The organism is Kistimonas asteriae (genome assembly GCF_018263925.1).
Taxonomy (GTDB): domain Bacteria; phylum Pseudomonadota; class Gammaproteobacteria; order Pseudomonadales; family Endozoicomonadaceae; genus Kistimonas; species Kistimonas asteriae.
Genome location: NZ_JAEVHF010000007.1, coordinates 220,988 through 239,843, shown reverse-complemented (window position 1 = coordinate 239,843; position 18,856 = coordinate 220,988). Strand labels below are relative to the sequence as shown.

Below are 18,856 nucleotides of genomic sequence, written 5' to 3'. Positions count from 1 at the left end.
GCCTGGCTCCACAATTTTCGGCGTATCGTTACACGTTATGAGTATAAGCTAGAGAATTTTCTTGGCTTTTTGAGGCTTGCTGGGTTTATGATTCTTGCCAAGAAGTATTTATGAGATGGCTTCTAGTAAAATACGAATGATTCATGCTCCATTCTTTGCATTTTCTACATCTGAAATAACTACTCTCTTGCCAACTGATTTCAGCAATTACATGCCTTGAACTGGCCACAGCGCCAGCGCTTGCTGAAGGGGGATTTGATTGAATCATGATTTTTCCTGAATATTGATATACAACATTGGATATGAGTAATTCTCATAAGTTTTATATTTTCATGACGAGATTGTTGTTTTAAATAACATTTGTTTTAATTTTTTAATTGAGTGCAAATTGCCAGATTTTATTAAATGAATAAGTTTAAAGTGTCTTTGTAAATACGTGTGTCTTCTGTAGAGTAAGGAATTGCTATGTCAGGAGTGATGCGCCGTTTCATCCTGTAGTCCTGCCCATTTTTTTATTGGATGTTCACGTACAGGCGCTGTCATGGAGGCGTGCATGAAGGCAGGATTATTCCGATGGTTATTACTGGTCAGTTTGTTCTTTTCTGTGTCTGCTGTTGCTGGTTCGCTCAGCCAATACTTACCCGATGTTGAACCCCGGGAACCCGGGCTGAGTTGTCCGGGGACGTCGATCGTTTTTTCCTGCGGTAACCGTCGGTGTGATACTGGTCTTGGGGAAACCGTGGGCACCTGTCCTGAGGATTGTGTGTCGGCAAAGGTTGAATCCTACAACCGTCAGACCATGTGCAGCGACGTCCAACATGTTTACCGGCCGGCCACCGTGGTGGCTGCACAGGATGCAATCCGTGAAGCCGTACAGAATGGGCAACGCATCAAGGTTGTCGGTCAGGCGCATTCGGCCAGCGACACCATCTGTACCGATGGTGTGGTTGTCAGCACGGAAAACCTGCGGCAGATTATTGGGCTGGAGACGTACGAAGGCCAGGAAACAGTGCTTCTGGAATCAGGCGTCAAGCTGCATGAGTTAACAGAATGGCTCCATGAGAGGGATCGTTCCATTGGTTTTGCCCTGATGGGCTTCAATGGCGTCAGTATTGCGGGCGCTGTGGCGACCGGTTCCCATGGCAGCTCACCGAAGCATGACGCGATTATCTCATCCAAAGTGGTGGCGATGGAGGTGATTGGGCCTGATGGCGAACTGCGGGAATACTCGAAATCCTCAACAGACACCGATACCTGGAAAGCCATGACAGCCAGTCTTGGGCTGTTGGGTATGACCGCCCGCATGCGTCTGGCGGTTGAGCCTCAGTTCAACCTTGATGTCGCGGTGAGCTACCATGACGAAGCGCCCCTGTTTGAACTCGGCGGGGTGCTGAACCAGGTAGCCGATTGCGACTGGGGGCAGCTGAACTGGTTCCCTGGCAATGGAACCTTCATGCGCAGTTGCGGCTCCATCACTGACAAGCCGGCAGAGCCCGGTGCACATAATTCGCTGTTGCAGCCCAATGTCACAGCGGCTGATCTGCCTGCGGCAAAACTCACCATGCAGCTGGCAGCCTGTGACCGGAATTATGCGAAAACCGTGGAGAAAACCCGTCTGGATCTCTTTAAAACCCAGCCGCCTTTCAAGAAAAACCATCCATTATTTGGTACATCGCAAAACGTTCATGAAGCGATTGGTCCGTCCCATCGGATGCAGAGCAGCTACCTGACCGCGGTTCAGGATGGTCTGTTCCAGATGGATTGGGAAATAGTCGTGCCCGCCTCACGGGTGGATGAAGCGATGCGTGCTGTCAAAACGCATTTAAACCGTCACAACATCAGTGTGCCGCTGATCGGTGTCTTTATTCGTTTTGCCCAGGCACGATCCGATACTCTGCTGGCTCACACTGTGACAGGTAGCGAATTTGATGAAGGTGAAACCGTGGTATTTATAGAGATTCCGATCTTTATGCCCAGCGCGTTTCCACCGGTAGAAAGTGCCTGGTACCAATACCCTTATCAGGAATTTACTCGCTTGCTGGTGGAAGACTTTGGCGGTCGGGCGCACTGGGGGAAGAACCGGGGCTGGGTCTTTGACTTGCAGAATGACCTGGGTAAATACGGTGATTTGAAATCACGCTTCATTGATGTCGTCGAGCAGTTTGATCCTTTTGGTGTCTTTGCCAATGACTTTGGCCGACAACTCGGTGTGAACTGGCCACGTTACGATGAAAATTTTGCTGAATTCTATTTTCCACAAACACCAGCACAAGCCTGCGGTTGTCCATCGACGTATGAGCCGGTTTGCGAACGCAACGCTGAACAAACGTTGACCAACCGATGCCTGGTCACCTGTGATACCGGGATTACGGATGGGCAGTTGCTGGAAGGACAATGCAGTGATTACCGTTTTGTCGATTGGGGGTTGTGGAAACAGGCATGGAAAAAAGGTCTGTTAAGTGCGTTCTGGCGTAAGTAGAGCGGGAAAAGCCAAACAGCAAATATGATCAGATCTGATGCTCGCCGTGTGCCTCTAGGCCGGAGGGCGTCAGATTCCAGATTTCAATGCAGCTTGTAACAGAGACCCCCAGTAGTGGGCCACTTAATGGAAAAAGTGCAAAACGGCGGTTTTGTTCTGGATTTTCGATGTCCATTGAGGGAGGAAAGGAAAACGAGCGTACAGGGCGAGTGTTTTCATCTGGAGCAGACGGATCCCATATATGGACATGCTCCTCTCCAATGCTGGCAAATCGCCCGTCCAGCAGTTCAGCCAGTGTTGAATTGCTATAAAAAATTTCATATTCAACATGGCTCGGCAGAGCATTGAACCATGAAATCTGCAAGGGAGCCTGTGCCAGGAAATCGCGTTTTAATATTGCAAAGTGTTCCTTTTGGCCCATCGTTGCAATGAGTTTGTTAGGTCCCAGCCTTTGGAGTGTTTTAATATCGTGTAAGAAACGGAGGTTTGATACATGCTGTACTCCCTCGCTATCACTGATTTTCCAGATATGGACTAATTTGTGATTGGCACATGTCATTGTAGAAAAAAAATTGTCTCCCAGTGACGAGATGCTACAAATGCTCTTTGATCCAAATGGGATCTCATGAAGGCGGTAAAACTGCCTAGCATGACGGTGAATTAACCCCCAAATGATTATAAGGCCATTGCGATAGCCTGATGCAAAACGAACTTCTTTATCTGAAATTAACTGAATGGTAGAGATTTCGTTGTTTTCCTGGTCGACGCCTTGCAGAATAGTGTGCTCACTAAAGTTTGCTAACCACTCATGACCTTCAGGCTGGTCAAGATCCCAGAAGCAAATAGCTTGAAAACTACAGGTAATCAAACAGTGATCGGTTGTATAGATAATAAAGTGAATTACATCACCACCATTGTTGTGTCGTAATGTCTTTACACAATGCGCTATATTCTCTGTCAAATGCCATAGTTTCAGAGTGCCATTATAATGCGCGCTGATCAGCCTCTTACTCGTGCCGGGTAGCATGAGCATGGCGGTTGTATCCGAAATAGTTGGTAGGATATAAACGCGTTGTTTATTGAGATGCCCTGTGTTCGATAGGATTCTCGCCAGTGTTGCCGTCAATAGTGGGCACTTACTGGCATTTGCTCTTATTTGCGGACGGATTGAATTTTGCCGTGATAATGCAGGCATCCACGCTATGCCATCAAAATAATCTAGAAATTGTTTTGTTTGGTAACCACACTGCTCATGATGTGTTTCTCCATAAAATTGGAAAACTTTCAGATGGGTGCAGGGTAATTTTTTTGCGCAATCAATGATGATTTCTTCAAAAAAATGGCAAGTCAGACGTAGTTGATAAATAGCTTTGGCATCAAGGTAAGTAAGGATTTTTTCCAGTACCAGATTGGGCAGCCTGACTAATGGTGAGTGAAGAATGTTTCTTTCATAGAGTAATTGTCTTTCATGTTGTGTATGTTTTTTTTTAAAAGTGTTTATGGGGGATGCTAGTGCCGTCTTGATGCTTTTCCAACGGCTGGGTTTGTGATGTTCCTGTTCATTTTGATGAGACTCTTGGATAAATACCGTTGTTATCGGGGAAGCCGCTTCTGCCATTAAAGCACCTGAATAAATGTGAGCGAAGAATAAATTGCTATAAAAAATGATTTACTCGCTTAAGACATGCATTTTTCGACAAAGTTCTGTCAGAGAATAGGCTTAGGTATTAAACGGGATTGGTCGTAGTTAATGTGGCACTATTTTCATTGCCGTACTGAAGATCAACTCTGTTCATCGCCGTCAGACACGAACTCTACTGAGTACAAAGCCACGCGTCGTTATGTGCCTGAAAATTTATGGTATCCTGCCCGCTTTTGTTTCACTGTGTAATTAACTTTTTACCGAACAGCATCACTATGGCCGCCAGACAGATCTACAGAGTTGTATTCCATAACCAGGGGGAAATCTACGAGGTGTATGCCAAGCAGGTTTTCCAGAGTGACATGTATGGCTTCATCGAGGTGGAAGGCTTTATCTTCGGAGAGCGTACCCAGATGGTTGTGGATCCTTCCGAGGAAAAACTGAAAGCCGCCTTTGAAGGGGTAAAAAGCAGTTTTATTCCCATGCACTCGATCATTCGCATAGACCATGTGGAAAAAGAGGGTAAGGGCAAGATTATGGATGCCAAGGGGCAGAATATTGCGCCCTTCCCAATGCCGCCGATTCCAGGGAAATAATCCAATAAAAAAGGCTGCGCAATGCAGCCTTTTTTATTGGCGTTCACAGGATCAGTTGCTCTTTCCACGGAGGTAGTGGAAGAACCCACTGGCAAGGCACAAATTGCCGAGCGCCAGAAGATAATGAAAGAGATCCATGCGCAGGAAACCCGCCAGTTTCCCTTCGGTGCCAATCACCAGACCGCCAATAAAGTAGGCGCAGACCCCGGTCAGGGCGAAGGCGGTAAAGGTAGGCTTGCGTTCTCCCCGTGTGATAATGGCTGCCGTCATGAGTAGCAGGGCAGCCGCGCTGAGCACCAGGTGCCAGGCATCCAGCCATTCCAGCCGCCGCATCAGTTCAAAGCAGGCCATGAGCCCCAGGAGGATGGAGCCCCAGTCCTGTTTACGCAATGGCCAGTTCCACACGGTAGCCGCAATGGCCGCCGCCAGCAGTGACGGCGACAGGTAGTTAGCTGCCTGGTACAGCATCCGGTGAGGTTCTGTCCAGATGGCGGAAAAACCATAACGCAATGTCCCCAGGCCAGCCGCTGCCGCGACCAGGCCGAAGGCCAGCAACGCAACGGTTGCCGGCAGGCGTCGTCCTGGTTCAAAGGAGCGAAACTGCGCCATGAGAAAGACGCCGAACAGGCTGGAAAAAGCCAGTACGGCGTCAGAGATAGCAACGGATATAACCGGTTCGAACATCAGGCAATCCTGGCAAAGGCTTTTTCTGCCGCGGCAAGCGTTTCATCAATATCCGCGTCGCTGTGGGCGCTGGAGATAAAGCCGGCTTCAAAGGCAGACGGTGCGAGGTAGACCCCTTCTTCCAGCATGGCGTGGAAGAAACGACCGAAACGCTCACTGTCACAGCGCATGACCTGATCAAAGCGTTCTACACGTTCCTGGTCTGTGAAGAACAGGCCAAACATGGCGCCGGCCTGGCTGGTGGTGAAGGGAATACCGGCCGCATCGGCCCGTTCCTGCAGACCGGACAGCAACCGGGTCACATGCTGGCTGAGTTGCTCGTGGAAGCCGGGTTCAGTAATCAGGTCCAACACGGTCAGGCCCGCAGACATGGCAACCGGGTTGCCGGAGAGCGTGCCTGCCTGATAGACAGGGCCCAGTGGGGCAATATGTTCCATGATGTCACGACGACCGCCAAAGGCGCCTACCGGCATGCCGCCGCCGATGACCTTGCCCAGGGTGGTCAGATCTGGGATGACACCGTAATAGCCTTGCGCGCCGCCGAGGGAGACCCGGAAACCGGTCATGACTTCATCAAAAATCAGCACGGTGTCGTATTCATCGCAGATGTCCCGCAGGCCTTCGAGGAAGCCCGGTACCGGCGGAATACAGTTCATGTTGCCTGCTACGGGTTCCACGATGATGCAGGCGATTTCGTCACCGGTTTCGGCGAAGGCCTTGCGGACGCTGTCCAGGTCGTTATAGGTCAGCGTGATGGTATGCGCCGCCAGATCGGCAGGAACGCCTGGCGAGTTAGGTACGCCCAGAGTGAGGGCGCCGGAACCCGCCTTAACCAGCAGGGAATCCGAATGGCCATGGTAGCAGCCCTCGAACTTGACGATCTTGTCCCGGCCGGTATAGCCACGGGCCAGCCGGATGGCGCTCATGGTGGCTTCGGTGCCGGAATTCACCATCCGCACCATATCCATGGAGGGCACCAGCTCACACACTTTGTCAGCCATGGAGATTTCAATGGCTGTTGGTGCGCCGAAGCTCAGTCCCAGCTTGACCTGCTCCTGCACGGCGGCAATCACCCGCGGATGATTGTGACCGACAATCATCGGCCCCCAGGAACCGATATAGTCGATATAGCTCTTGCCATCTTCATCAAACATCCGGGCGCCATCCGCGCGACGGAAGAAGACCGGTGTGCCACCGACACCCTTGAATGCGCGAACCGGCGAGTTGACACCGCCGGGAATATGCCGCTGTGCTTGCTGGAACAGGGATTCTGAGCGATTCATTGTTTGTCCTTTTCGGTCACAGGCTGGCCGCCACGTCAGGATGGGCGGAACAACTGGCTGTACTGGCGGGCCTGGGCTTCGATATTATCGGCGCTGAACAGGTCACTGATGACTGCCACCATATTCACGCCCTGCGAAATGATATCCGGCGCATTATCCAGTGTTATACCGCCGATGGCTACTATTGGTACGCTTAATGTCCGGCAGGCTTCGGCCAGCAGGCCGGGTTTGACGTCCACGGCGGCTTCCGGCTTGGTGGCGGATGGGAAGCAGGCGCCGAAAGCGACATAATCCGCGCCCCGTGACTGCATGACCAGTGCGCGCTCCAGGGAGCCGTAGCAGCTGATGCCGATGATGACATTATCCCCAAGGTGATTGCGTGCATCCGATACTGTATCGTCATCTGCGCCGAGATGGACGCCATCTGCTCCGCATGCCGCCACCAGGGCGACATCGTCATTTATGATGAGTGGTACCTGATAGTTGTGGCAGAGTTCCTTCAGCATACGAGCCTGATGAAGTCTTTTTTCGTTATCGGTGCTTTTGTCACGATACTGCAGAATGGCCATGCCACCTTGTAGAGCGCTTTCTACACAGGTAAGCAATGAATTGTCGTTTGGCATTAACGCGCTATCGGTAATGCCGTATAGTCCTGAAAGTCGCTCGTGTGAGGACATGATGCAAGCCCTGATTAGTCATAAGCGCTAGTTAATATAGGCGTAAGTCGATACCTTCAAGCCGCGCGATGAGATTCTGTTATGAAAGCAGGGTTCTAGGGTATTAGTCAGTCATTATAAGGAGTCGCGTATGGTACAAAACTGATGCCATTTTTTATCATTAATAGCGTAGCAATATCCTCATAACCGCTTGCAATGGCATGATCGAAAGGCGTTTTCCCTTCAGAATCCTGTTGATTGATGTTAGCACCATGCTCTATCAGGTATTGAACCAAGGGATAATGATCATGGAGTACGGCTGTTATCAGTGGCGTGGTACTGACCATAGCCTGTGATACTGAAGTAATAGTATTGATATCAGCACCGTATTTGATGAGTAGAGCACATAGCTGAATTGATCCAACCTGGCAGGATAGAACAAGGTATTCAGAAAATTTCAATGGACTAGGTAGGATAGACCTCTGCCTTTCCAATAGATAGCTGACCATTTCAGTTTCTTGAAGAGTGATATAAACCTGTATGATGTCATAGAATACTGGAGTTTGTGTGCCGAACCTTTCTCGCCGGTCAAGTTCCTCTACAGTGTAACGTGCAAAATCGCCTACTCTGGTTGGCATAGTCAGTGATAGTTGAAAGTGAAGGCGCTGCAAGCGATCAACACAGATGGCGGTTCTGCCGTTGGCTTCTGGGAACACGTGAAATAAATGCATTTTTTGCAGCAATGATATCCCTGCTCTTCGGATGATATCCATTGCTACGCGTTTATTGGGATGGTTTTTAACCCACTCCACCTGACAATAGTACTGCTCTAAGAAGCGCTTTGTTTTTTCCCGGCGAATGTCGGGCGTTCCAATAAAGTGAACTCGAATGTCTCTGTTACATGGATCCACTTCTAACAGGAAGTTGGCATTTAGTGAGGTGGTTTCCGATACTTTTTTATCCGTTAGCAGGTATCGTCCCGCTAAATTAAATTTGTTTAATAGTTTTTTTATTTCATGTTTTTGGTATTCGAATCGGTATTTTATCAATGATTCATCTAAGAGTGCTTGTAGTTTGACGGTGGAGTATGTGTCAGGGTCTGAGATATTAATGCAGAAGTTGGAGTAACCAAATTCTCCTTCGCCACCAACCAGTTTATTGATTTTTAATAAGTTATGTATTGCGTTTTCTATCTTTCTTTTTTTTATTTCACTGTCTCTTGTGAAAAAAATATCTTTAAGACGTCTCATGTTTGTAGGCTGTTGATCATCTACATCTAATCGCAGTGTAACGTCTCGCCCACTATTTGGTGGCAGGGAAAAAATGCCCTCCTTGTGGTGAAGAAGGACAAATTCAATACCACTCAGCAGCCTTAATATACATTCCTGTTCATCTTCAAGAGCATGTCGACCAACTTGATGGAACATAGCATCGATAATTTTCAGAAATAGTTCATCATGATGGCTCTCTATCAGTCCTGCATTTATAGCGGGTTGCGTTAATTGAAAAGCTTTGTTTTCAATCTTTATGGATGTTTCGAGTAAGTCTGTTAAAAGTTTTTTGTGTTCCGTGTTTAATAATTGATGTGCACTTACAAAAACTATTGTTGTTTTAATCGCTTTTATACGTTCTTCATGTCCTTTTATTGGTTTGTATAATTCTTTTTCAAGCAGGCAGGAAAGCGCTTTGATGCAGAGGTTTACATGTTCCGATATGTAGATTTTTGAGAACCTTAAATTAGGGATGTAACCAAGATCCCACATCTGTTTTGTTGTTGCCTTTTCGGGTGATTGCCCCTGCAATAAGCGGGTTTCAGGAAGAAGGTTATAGGTTAAATCAGCAATTTCTTGTGAAATTCTCCATGAGCTTACGGAGGATTGAATCCTTTTTGGGTGTAGAAGATGTGAGGTTTGCTGTGTAAAAAGAGACGCTTCTGTACTGTCTGTGAGTGAGAGACTTCGCCGCCTGTGCCTTTGCTTACATACGCCAGGCAATATGTGTGATGACTGGCTTCTAGATAACCGCTTTCCAATAAAAAAATCATATGTGTGCATGAATCATTGAGCCCTCGGTGAGTCGGCGCCTTATTGCTAAAAACTAAAAGACAGGTCTCTTGCTTGATAGTTTATTGATCAGCACTTTTTGTTTGGTATTGTTGCGGACGAGTTACCCGGTAATTTTGTGAGGTTTAAGAGGGGGGGCGATTACAAAGGAAGGGAAGCTAATGCTTCCCTTCCTTCTCATAGATGGTTTATTGGGGGCAAAGCGTTAAGAGTAACTCACCTGTTTATTCAAGGTAGATCCTGAGTCCTCGTCATAAAGAATATCTTCAGCAATCTCACCTTCAGTCTTCGCAACAATGGTGCTGACTGCCGTGTCACCGACAACGTTGGTCACGGTGCAAAGTGCATCCAGAATACGGTCGGTTGCGATGATGATCCCTAGAGCTTCAATAGGCAGACCCAGTTGGTGCAGCAATACACCGGTAGTTACAACCGCACCGCCCGGAATACCGCCGGTGGCAATGGCCAGTAGGAAGGCGGTCACGCCCAGGGTCACCAGCTCACCGCCGCTCAGGTCAACGTTGTAAGCATAAGCGACGAACATAGTTGCGACCGTCATATAAATAGCCGCACCTGACATGTTCATGGTCGCACCCAGAGGTACCGAGAATCCCGCCACTTTTTCAGAGACGCCGAGTTTGTCAGTCAGTGTCCGGAAGGTTACCGGAATGGTGGCGTTCGAGCTGGCTGTGGACAGCGCAAACATCATCTGCTCACGGGTCTTTCGGATAAAACTGATCGGGCTGGTGCCAGTGGCCATGCCAGTGACCAGTGGGTAGAAACCAAACAGCCAGATCAGCATGACCAGGGAAGCGGTCATCACGTAAGTCATTACGCTGAGAATACTGTGGCTATCCAACGTAGCAGCCAGCTTGGCGGTCAGGAAGAAGACACCGTAAGGCGCCAGCGCCATGACCATGCCGATTAGTTTCATCATCACATTGTTGGCCAGGGAAAAGGCTTTGCTGACGCTATGGGTTTCCTGGTCTTCCAGCTTTTTAATGGCAATACCGGTAATGATCGCCATAAACAGGATCTGCAGGATGTTGCCTTCCGCGAACGCCTGCACCGGGTTAGTGGGCACAATGCCAATCACCATATCCAGCAGCGAAGGGACTTCAGTGCGACTCAGGCTCAGGGAGGCATCGGCCAGCCCAAGGTTTGCGCCCAGCCCAGGCTTGATCATCAGCGCAATACCAATGGCTGCCGCAATGGCTATCACCGTATTCAGCAGATAGAGCCCCAGCGTCTTTGCGCCCAGGCGACCAAACTGGTTGATATCGTCCAGGCTGCAGACCGCGTTGACGATGGAGATGAAAATCAGGGGCATGACCATCAATTTGATCATGGAAACGAAGATATTACCGCCAGCATGGAACAGGCCGCTGACAAGCCAAGTTTGAAGCATACCTTCCGGTGACGCAAAGTGTTGAATCAGGGCGCCAGCCACAATACCGCCAACCAAGGCGATCAGGATGCGAGTTGCCAGATTACTACTCATGGATCAGGAACTCCCGCTTAAATGGAGTCTCTCGACTCTCGTGTTATTGAACGTTTTTGTTATAAGAGATTGGAATCTAACCTATAACCAACGGCAATACAAGGCGCTAAAAAGTGCAGCCTATGCAGGATGATCGCCCGAAAAAAGGATAAAAACAGTAACAATTCCTGTTAGTGAAACTGACAACGCTTGGCTAAAGGACTGGGCTTTTGGGAGAAGACGGGCAGATATGCCTTAGGAGGGCTGGGTACGTAGTTATACCTAAAATACGGGCTGGGAGCAAATTTAAGAAGGTCTACGATCCGACATTTCCCCTGTGGGCAGGCGACAACTGATGGAAAAATTGCCGCCTGGGATGGGGAGTCTTTGAAGAAAAAAGCAGGGGGACCCGTTACGAAAGCGTTAGTGTTGCCGCTTATCAGATTGCATCCAGTGCTTCAGACAGCTTGTTGACACCAATGATCTCGATTCCTTCAATCGGCTTTCTCGGGCGGTTGGCCATGGGCACGATAGCACGTCGGAAGCCATGCTTGGCCGCTTCGATAATCCGTTCCTGACCACTGGCGACCGGACGGATTTCACCCGCCAGACCCACTTCGCCAAATGCGACCAGATCCTGTGGCAGCGGGGTGTCCCGCAGGCTGGATACAATGGCAAGCAGGCTGGCCAGATCCGCACTGGTTTCGGTAATACGGACGCCACCGACTACGTTGAGAAAGACATCCTGATCACTGGTGAAGATGCCGCCATGGCGGGTCAGGATCGCCAGCAGCATCGCCAGCCGGTTCTGGTCCATACCGACGGTGACCCGGCGCGGGTTGCCCAGCTGGGACTCCACCACAAGGGCCTGAATCTCAACCAGCAGGGGCCGGGTGCCTTCCCACAACACATTAATAACGCTGCCGGATACAGCCTCATCGGCACGGGTCAGGAAAATGGCTGAAGGGTTTTTGACTTCCTTTAATCCCTTTTCAGTCATGGCGAAGATGCCGAGTTCATTGACCTGTCCAAAGCGGTTCTTGGTCGCGCGCATGATCCGGAAGCGGGAGTCATCCGTTGTTCCGAGCATTAACTGAGTATCAATGATATGGCTCAGCGTCATGGGGCCGGCGAGTGAGTTGTCTTTGGTGACATGACCGACGATGAGCAGAACGGTCCCCGTCTGCTTGGCAAACCGGGTCAGGAAGGAAGCGGACTCCTTCACCTGCGCGACACCACCGGGTGCAGAATCGATGCCATTCATAAAGGTAACCTGAATGGAATCGATCACGATGATGCCGGGCTTTTCGGCTTCCGCAATGGCAACGATTTTTTCTGCCGAGGTTTCGGCCAGCATTTTCAGCTGATCGGTCGGCAACCCCAGGCGTTTTGCCCGGTTGGCGATCTGTTGCAGGGATTCTTCGCCGGACACATACAGCGCCGGCATGGTCTGCGCCACATGGGCCAGGGTCTGCAGCAGGATGGTACTTTTGCCCGCGCCGGGATGCCCGCCGATCAGCACGGCGCTGCCCGGGACGAACCCGCCGCCGAGCACGCGGTCTAACTCGGAGGAACCGCTGGTGAAACGGGGGGAGTCCTCAACGCTGACATCACTGAGCAACTGGACACCAGACTGGGCGCCGGCAAAGCCGGAACGGTTGGCGGCCGCAATGGCGGGAGATGTCGCAGGACCGAGGTTAATTTCCCGGATGGTGTTCCAGGCTTTGCAGTCCGGGCACTGTCCCTGCCACTTACCCGACTCGCTGCCACATTCGGAACATACGTAGGCTTTACGGGTTTTGCCTCTTGCCATGCTTTCGGTGAATCCTGTAGAAATGAAAAGGTTGCTTCTGGACGTATTGTTCAGGCTTGAGACGACATGGGTCAATACCTGAAGGAATAAGTGCTGCTTTAATCTCGCTGGACGCAAGTTCTACTATGCTGTCCTCGACCTATAACACAGTGCGGTTTCCAAGACACCTTGAACGCGGGGGCGGGAATGTCATGTATGGCAGCCCGGGCTGACAGGGTGATGAATAAATCCAGAAGAGGTTGTACTGGAATGAAGTTGATAGTTCGATTGCTGGCGGGTATCCTCGCCGGCGTTATCATTGGTCTGCTGGTACCACAAGCCGGCATTATTGAAGCGCTGGCACGGTTGCTGGTGACCTTCAAGTCCATCTTTGGTGAATTTATTAGTTTCACGATTCCCCTGATTATCCTGTTTTACATTATGAGTGGTGTTGCCAACCTGCAGCAGGGTTCCGGCCGCGCGCTGAGTGCTACGGTTGGTTTTGCTTACCTGTCCACCATAGTGGCCGGTTCACTGGCGTTCTTCATGGCCAGCACCTTTATTCCGGGCATGGTGGAACTGGGTTCCCAGGCGGCATCGGAAAGCGCTGGCCTCAAGCCGATCCTGGTACTGCACATCCCACCGGTCATGGGGGTTATGACTGCGTTGGTGATGGCGTTTGCCTTCGGTATGGGGATTTCCGCGACCGGTGGGAGTGAGCTAAAAACGGTGGTTGATCAGGCGAAGGATATTGTCGCGCTGATGCTCTCCAAAGTGCTGATTCCCGGCCTGCCATTCTATATTGCCGGTGTGTTTGCCGAGATGGCTGTCGATGGCACCGTTTTCTCGACGCTCAAGACGTTCGGCGTGGTGTTGATGCTGGCCATTGTCATGCACTGGATCTGGCTGTCGATTCTTTACTTCAGCACAGGCGCGCTGACCGGCCGTAATCCGCTCAGCATGCTGCGCAATATGGTTCCGGCTTACCTGACCGCCGTCGGTACCATGTCCAGTGCGGCGACTATTCCCGTCACTGTCCGCCAGGCCAAGGCCAATGGCGTAGACGACAACGTGGTGGATTTTGCCGTACCGCTTTGCGCCACCATCCATCTCTCCGGCAGTGCCATCACGCTGACGACCTGCGCTACTGCTGTCATGCTGTTGACCGGCATGGCTGAGCCAACCTATGGCATGATCCTGCCGTTCCTGCTGATGCTGGGTGTCACGCTGATCGCCGCGCCAGGAGCACCGGGTGGTGCGGTCATGGCATCACTGGGTCTGCTGACCAGCATGCTGGGCTTCGGTGAGTCGGCCATTGCGCTGATGATTGCCCTTTACATGGCACAGGACAGCTTCGGCACAGCCTGTAACGTAACAGGCGATGGCGCCATTGCCGCGCTGGTTGAGCGCTTCGGTCGCACGGCTGAAGAGCCCATGGGATCAGCTATCTTGCCTGAAGGTCAGGAAGGGTAATTGCAGACTTAATGGTAAACCTGTGGAGATATGGTCAAATTAGTGATTGATATCTCCACAGGCTTTTGAGGGCTCGTGCTAACTGTTTATAGCTGCACGGTCTCAGTTTCTTCCGCTTGAAGAAGCGGGGTATTAAGGGAAAATTCAACCTTTGTTGATGAGGGCATTATCTGTAATTCAATATCCTCCTGACTTTCACGACTTTCACGACTTTCACGACTTTCACGACTTTCACGACTTTCAGGCTCATCAAGGAGGTTGTGATCATCGAGTGTATCGTTCAAGATGCGCTGATGTGCAGCTTCCTCGCTAATTCGTTTTAACATCATTAGACACGGCACACCGCGTCCGAAATGACCGTCTATGCGATAAGAGCGGTGTTCTCTCTGCATGAAAACGTTTTCATTATCATAAAGCAAGCTACCCCATTCATGTTCGATGACGGCTAGATAATGCCCGCTACGGGCAAATGAGGCTTCTTCCGCTGTTTCGGTTGCGCTAATGTCTTGTTCATAATAAACGCTGCTGACTACTTCAAAGCACAGTTTCTGTTCTCGCATTGTTTCGTTGTCAATGACTGTCAGATAGACAATACGGTGTGGAGTGCTTAACAAGGCATTTATAAACTGTTGTTTTGATGCATAGCTGTGAGGCACTGTGAAATTCAGGGTAATTACCTGAAGCTGTTTGCAGTCAGCCCTGAGCATTTGACGTTCCGATGTTATGCTCCAGTCTGACTCCTTACCATCAGTGAGTTTTACTTCTGATAAGTCAACCTTTGACGAAGAGGCTGTAAAGTCAAGATCTGCCTGAGTACAGGTCGCCAGGCCAGAAAAAGGTCTTTCTTTGAAGGTATGCTCGAGTAACTCCTGCAATGTGTATGTGCTGTTTTCCGGAACATTAATGTTCAATATGTTTGAAGGCCTGTTTTCATCAAGTCTGAATGTTGTTTTGACGCTAACATTACCTTTTTCTATGGTGCGTTCAGTCCAGTAGATGAAGCTGAACTTGGGGTCCTGATGCAATGATAAAACTTCGTCTAATATTGAACGTAGAAATTCGGATGCGTCCTGTTGCATGAGACCTGTGGGCTGCCAATTATGTAATGGGTCTTTCTTTACACATTCAAGACCACTGAAAGCATTTGTGGGCTTTTTTGCCACAGCGATAAGGGCACTAATGAGACTCGGGTAGAGTGATTGAAATCTATCAGTCGTTTCCCCTCTAAACAGTGGGTAAAGGTTGTGCAGTTGTTCTTGTATATGGCGGAATTTGTCTGGTGAACGTGCAATTGGCCAAGCTTCTTGTAGCTCTTCCAATTTCGGGTGTTTATCGATGATAGGGAAGAGACATTCAAATATCAGGTCCAAACTGACACCGATAAAACAGGTGTTGCCAATATTTTTGCATCCTGTCAGTTCTGGTACTTTTTCCAGTGATGGATCTGTTGGCTGAGCGAAGAGCGTGGGGTGCTGTAATTGGACCCTCACAAGATGTTTGTAGTTTTTTTCTTTTTCAGTCAATTCCAGAATTGTTTCTATTATCTCTATTTGATCCATTAACTTTCTTTGCTTTATTGCTTCAGTCTCCTTTGAGCTCTTGATTTTTTCTATTTCCTCTTTTACTTTCCTAAGTTCAAATATAACTTCTGGATAAGTGCAACTGGTTTCTTGATAGAGGTGCTTCTTTAGACGCTTAGGTATTGATTCATAATCATCAGTGCTACCGATACCTGGAAATATCGTGAATGCTTTGGAATCCATGTCTTTTACAGACAGTACATCACATAGTGTGGTTTCGTTGGCGATCAGGTAACAACGAGCCATTAGCTCTTTGAGGCAATTGGCTAGGTCATCAAAAGCTCTGGTGATTCGCTTATCACCGGGCTTGTTGTAGCGGTCATAATATAACCACAGAACAAATAAAGAAAACTGCATGATTTTTACCATGTCAGGTTTCTGTTTGGCCCATTTTTCATCGGCTTTCGAGTTAAATTCACGGAGACTCTGGAGCATGATGTCATGCCAGAAGCTAGCTGATGTTTGTGGGCCAAGGCTATGAAGGCAATCAAATAAGGCTCGAGAGCATACTTCTGTGCATGTCTCTCGCATAGTGACGTCACCAAAAAGTATTTTGATATCGTCAATATTTACAGGGCGGCTTATCTCTTTAGACTTCCTTTTGGTTGTATGGGTTGATTCAGAGGTGGCGGTTTTTGTTGTCTGGAGCGACAATGCTTCAGAGGCATCATCAGACTCTGAACGTCTACTCTCCAAGCCAATTGAAGCGCTAAGTGATTTTTGTTCATCGTTAATGATGCTTGTATGTTCTGATTGTTTATTTGTGCTTTCTTCAGGTAAACGTTGGTATGTAATGGGTTGATTATGTGTTGATGGTGGTTGTGCCATGATAATACTCCTGCTCAGGTAAAAACATGATGTAAGGTTAAAGATGAAGGTTTATAAGTAATGCTGTTAGATGCGCCATGATATGAGTCTCTTGTAAACCGATATCTTCGGGTTCTGCAATGGGTGCCAGAGTGTTGATGGGAAAATAATAAACAACCCTGTCATTAAATCCCCTCAATCTTTTTGGCAGAAATATCGAAAACTCTATTCGAAGTAAAGACAGTAAGTAGCTGTGTGCGGTCCTTAGCCTGATGGTGATTTGTAAGATGATAAGCAAACAGTTGAAATGAAAAAAAATCCCTTTCCCCACCTGTTTCATGATATTTCCTCTTCAGCCATCGGACAGGTGACTTCAGGCAAGTAATAAGGCAACTTGCCACCTAGTGAGTCAGGCTTTCTCACCGGAGGAACGTTAAAGTCACGCTCATAATATAAGAGGTAAGGATGAGGAGGAGGAGCCTTGTACGTTGGTGACTTATAGGGAAGCTTTCCTGCCTCCCTAATATCCATATCGTCATGTTCGATCAATGTATCACCATGGCGTTGCACGGTAATATAATGCCCCGTATTGGCTGAATCCTCCTCTATTGGATCGCTTATATGGCAAATAAAGCCTGCTAAATTGAAGGTGACATCAAAAGATGCGCACTTTGCAGGATTCCAAATAGGGAATGTAAGCGTTGGTTTGAGTTGTTCCCTGAGGTTTGAAGCATAGGCCGTTAACTTCAGGGAGGTTTTAGTGATATGTGAGAATTGAAAGATTTTGGCTTGTACAGCTATGCTTGTGATGAGATCGGTGTCTCCTTCAAAAAAAGTGACTTTTTCTGTAGACCAGTTGACGCCTTGATCAATGTAGGTTCCGGCCAGTTCGGGATTCCCTTCCAAATAAGTCACGTCAGGTAGCTCTTTCTCATCTAATATGGCAGAGCTTCCCGGTGATAATGCTTCACGCTGCATAAGGCCAAGGATCTGTGACTGGATGTCGTAACGGTTTGATTGACTCTCTTGAATGGTTATGAATGGCATCCTTGGAAGGGTTGTGCGTGGTTTCACCAGACAGGCATCTTTATGTTGCAGTATCAATAGGGAGGTTAGTTGTAAGGTACATTTAGGGTGAGTACTCAAACCAAGACTTTCAAATAATTCAAGCTGGAACTCATGAGGATCATGTTGTGTGGTGTTACGGACGTTTTGAATGGAAAAAATCCTGCAGAAAGGGTGTGTGTATCTGACCGCTTGGCCTTGCTCCTGTGGCTCGCTTTTATCGTCGGTTTTCTGTGGTTTGGTTCTGTGTGCTTTTTGATCATGTAAGCCTTTTTCGCGGCAGGCCTCCATTAGCGCTATCACATTTTGAGAGAGATCCGTTGTGCGTTGCTGAGTCCGTAACGTATTCTGGCTTGGCAGCAGTGGCATCAAGGCCGATTGGATTTTATAGTCAGGACTTTCATCGGCTTCATGCTCTTCATAACGCTCAGCGACGATATTGGCCAGTTGGCTTACGGAAATCATTTTGATACTTGCGTTAAAGAAGCAGGTCGTCCCAAAGTTGGGTAGTTTTAATAGATCGGTATCAGCTTTGTAAGCAGGGTATATTTTAATATCTATTGCTTTACCCTCTTCAGAGGTTTCCTTTATTTTGGATTGGCATCGGGTCAGTATTTTTACTGTTATTGTGTTTTGTGATTCTTGGAGTTTAGTTTTTATTTTTCTTATTTTTATCGATGGGAATAAAGACGGAATTTTTGAAAGTTCTTCTACCTCTATCTCGTTTGGATTAAGTGTCTTTATGATATTTTGAATGCGCAGAGTTTCTTGAAACTGACACAGTATTTTGTGAATGATGTCTTTGTTTTTTTCAAGCAGCTGGGGCAGATTCTTCGAATGAAAGAAAGATTCATCATAGTGGACAGCCCATAAATACAATAGGGTATGCAGGATAAAAATAGCGCGTTCTTTATCCACAAACCATTCCGTGTTACGGAGGGATTCATTCAGATGCCTGCAAACGAAGCGGGTGGTGTCTGCCAGATCAGGATCATCCATACATGCAGTTTGAACACATCGTGTTATGCAGCCAACGGCGCGTATAGTGAGTCCATCTGCGGTTCTTGCTTTTTGAAAATTACGCTTTAATAATTTTACGTCTTGTTCGGAGAAAGCAAGCTGTACTAAAGGAGTTACCTCCTGCGTTGAAATTTTTTTATGACGTGGCGTTGGCTGAGTTGAAGAGCTGGGGGTAGCCAGTTCATATGCCTCTACAGGGTAAGCGGGTCCACTATAGTGAAGGGGGAATTCCATTG

The 18,856-nt window shown here is 48.5% G+C and carries 12 protein-coding genes; 3 read left to right on the top strand and 9 right to left on the bottom strand.

The features are described 5' to 3' along the window. The first annotated feature begins 553 nt into the window (after positions 1 to 553). The gene (locus KHS78_RS10430) at positions 554 to 2,479 is read left to right on the top strand and encodes an FAD-binding protein (protein WP_211828095.1); all 1,926 of its coding nucleotides are present in this window, start codon (positions 554 to 556) and stop codon (positions 2,477 to 2,479) included. Positions 2,480 to 2,507: 28 nt separating this feature from the next. Here the strand turns inward: KHS78_RS10430 and KHS78_RS10425 are convergent, their stop codons facing one another. Next, a complete protein-coding gene (locus KHS78_RS10425) occupies positions 2,508 to 4,097 on the bottom strand; it encodes an F-box-like domain-containing protein (protein WP_211828093.1) in 1,590 nt (529 codons plus the stop codon). Positions 4,098 to 4,396: 299 nt separating this feature from the next. Between KHS78_RS10425 and KHS78_RS10420 the strand changes: the two genes are divergently transcribed. Beyond that, a complete protein-coding gene (locus KHS78_RS10420; protein ID WP_211828091.1) occupies positions 4,397 to 4,717 on the top strand; it encodes a DUF1820 family protein in 321 nt (106 codons plus the stop codon). Between the two features lie 51 nt (positions 4,718 to 4,768). On the opposite strand, the gene KHS78_RS10415 is transcribed toward KHS78_RS10420, so the two are convergent. The 6 genes from KHS78_RS10415 to radA form a co-directional block, all read right to left on the bottom strand. Further along, positions 4,769 to 5,401, bottom strand: a complete 633-nt coding sequence (locus tag KHS78_RS10415; RefSeq protein WP_211828089.1) for a hypothetical protein — start codon at positions 5,399 to 5,401, stop codon at positions 4,769 to 4,771. Next, positions 5,401 to 6,684: a glutamate-1-semialdehyde 2,1-aminomutase gene (gene hemL / locus KHS78_RS10410; protein ID WP_211828087.1), complete on the bottom strand. Its 1,284-nt coding sequence runs from the start codon at positions 6,682 to 6,684 to the stop codon at positions 5,401 to 5,403. The genes KHS78_RS10415 and hemL overlap by 1 nt, the downstream gene beginning before the upstream one ends. Positions 6,685 to 6,719: 35 nt before the next feature. Continuing rightward, positions 6,720 to 7,361 (bottom strand): thiamine phosphate synthase, encoded by a 642-nt coding sequence (gene thiE, locus KHS78_RS10405; RefSeq protein WP_211828085.1) that lies wholly within the window; start codon positions 7,359 to 7,361, stop codon positions 6,720 to 6,722. A gap of 107 nt (positions 7,362 to 7,468) precedes the next feature. Continuing rightward, positions 7,469 to 9,394 carry an ankyrin repeat domain-containing protein gene (locus KHS78_RS10400; protein WP_211828083.1) on the bottom strand — a complete coding sequence of 642 codons (1,926 nt, stop codon included), beginning with the start codon at positions 9,392 to 9,394 and terminating at the stop codon, positions 7,469 to 7,471. Between the two features lie 214 nt (positions 9,395 to 9,608). Next, positions 9,609 to 10,904 (bottom strand): dicarboxylate/amino acid:cation symporter, encoded by a 1,296-nt coding sequence (locus KHS78_RS10395; protein WP_211828081.1) that lies wholly within the window; start codon positions 10,902 to 10,904, stop codon positions 9,609 to 9,611. A gap of 418 nt (positions 10,905 to 11,322) precedes the next feature. Continuing rightward, positions 11,323 to 12,696 carry a DNA repair protein RadA gene (gene radA / locus KHS78_RS10390; RefSeq protein ID WP_211828079.1) on the bottom strand — a complete coding sequence of 458 codons (1,374 nt, stop codon included), beginning with the start codon at positions 12,694 to 12,696 and terminating at the stop codon, positions 11,323 to 11,325. A gap of 249 nt (positions 12,697 to 12,945) precedes the next feature. Between radA and KHS78_RS10385 the strand changes: the two genes are divergently transcribed. Continuing rightward, entirely contained in the window at positions 12,946 to 14,148 is a 1,203-nt protein-coding gene (locus KHS78_RS10385) for a dicarboxylate/amino acid:cation symporter (protein ID WP_211828077.1), read from the top strand. Positions 14,149 to 14,234: 86 nt separating this feature from the next. Here the strand turns inward: KHS78_RS10385 and KHS78_RS10380 are convergent, their stop codons facing one another. Both KHS78_RS10380 and KHS78_RS10375 read right to left on the bottom strand, forming a co-directional pair. Further along, the gene (locus KHS78_RS10380; RefSeq protein ID WP_211828075.1) at positions 14,235 to 16,556 is read right to left on the bottom strand and encodes a ubiquitin carboxyl-terminal hydrolase family protein; all 2,322 of its coding nucleotides are present in this window, start codon (positions 16,554 to 16,556) and stop codon (positions 14,235 to 14,237) included. A 315-nt stretch (positions 16,557 to 16,871) separates the two neighbouring features. Then, positions 16,872 to 18,854, bottom strand: coding sequence for a hypothetical protein (locus KHS78_RS10375; RefSeq protein ID WP_211828073.1), 1,983 nt, complete (start codon positions 18,852 to 18,854; stop codon positions 16,872 to 16,874). Positions 18,855 to 18,856: the final 2 nt, after the last annotated feature.